Here is a 1,366-nt window from a genome sequence, read left to right on the forward strand (position 1 = left end):
CCGCCGCGTCGGCCTTCTCCAGCACGGTCATCAGGTTGGTGACGGTCTCGCCCGAGCCGACCACCGGCAGCGGCTTGGACATCACCTTGTCCAGGGTGTCGGTCAGCTCGATCTCCTTGGCGAAGATGCCCTCCAGCAGCAGCTTCTCCACCACCGAGCCGATCACCTCGCCGGCCATGATGTCCGGGTGCCCGGCACCCGGGGAGACCACCGGCATCTGCGAGACGCCGTACTCGCGCAGCACCCGGACCGCCTCGGCGACGGTCTCGCCCGGGTGCATGTGGACGAACTGCGGGATGCCGGCCTGCTCGATGGCCTCCTTGCGGGCCAGCACCTCGCCGATGTGGGCCTCGTCGGTGGCCGAGGGCAGGAAGCCGTAGTCGGCCATCCAGTCGTCGTTGAAGATCTTCGACAGGTAGCCGCGGCCGCCGTCCGGCAGCAGCACCACCACGACGTCGTCCGGCCCGAGCCCGCGGGCCACCTCCAGCGCGGCCACCACGGCCATGCCGCAGGAGCCGCCGACCAGCAGGCCCTCCTCCTTGGCCAGGCGGCGGGTCATCTGGAACGAGTCCTTGTCGGAGACGGCGACGATCTCGTCCGCGACGTTGCGGTCGTAGGCGGTCGGCCAGAAGTCCTCACCGACGCCCTCGACCAGGTACGGACGACCGGTGCCGCCCGAGTAGACCGAGCCCTCCGGGTCGGCGCCGATCACCTTGACCTTGCCGCCGGAGACCTCCTTCAGGTAGTTGCCGGTGCCGGAGATGGTGCCGCCGGTGCCGACGCCCGCCACGAAGTGGGTGATCTTCCCCTCGGTCTGCTCCCACAGCTCCGGACCGGTGGAGTGGTAGTGCGAGGCCGGGTTGTCCGGGTTGGAGTACTGGTCCGGCTTCCAGGCGTTCGGGGTCTCCCGGACGAGGCGGTCGGAGACGTTGTAGTACGAGTCCGGGTGCTCCGGGGCGACGGCGGTCGGGCAGACGACCACCTCGGCGCCGTACGCGCGCAGGGTGTTGATCTTGTCGGTGGACACCTTGTCCGGACAGACGAAGATGCACTTGTAGCCCTTCTGCTGGGCCACGATCGCCAGGCCGACACCGGTGTTGCCGGAGGTCGGCTCGACGATGGTGCCGCCCGGCTTGAGGGCGCCCGAGGCCTCGGCGGCCTCGATCATGCGCATCGCGATGCGGTCCTTCACCGAGCCACCGGGGTTGAAGTACTCGACCTTCGCCAGCACGGTCGCGCTGATGCCCTCGGTGACCTTGTTCAGCTTGACCAGCGGCGTGTTGCCGACCAGGTCGATGATCGAGTTGTGGTACCGCACGGGGGGTCCTCCCGGTCTGTGGGCATGCGAGTGCTTTCGGTACTGCAA

1 protein-coding gene is annotated in these 1,366 nt (G+C 68.8%); it reads right to left on the reverse strand.

All coding sequences use genetic code 11. The features are described 5' to 3' along the window. A partial coding sequence (locus J0670_RS38080; protein WP_207817341.1) for a cystathionine beta-synthase occupies positions 1-1,318 on the reverse strand: 1,318 nt, incomplete at its 3' end. Positions 1,319-1,366: the final 48 nt, after the last annotated feature.

Source organism: Streptomyces sp. FH025, from assembly GCF_017427025.1.
Taxonomy (GTDB): Bacteria; Actinomycetota; Actinomycetes; order Streptomycetales; family Streptomycetaceae; genus Kitasatospora.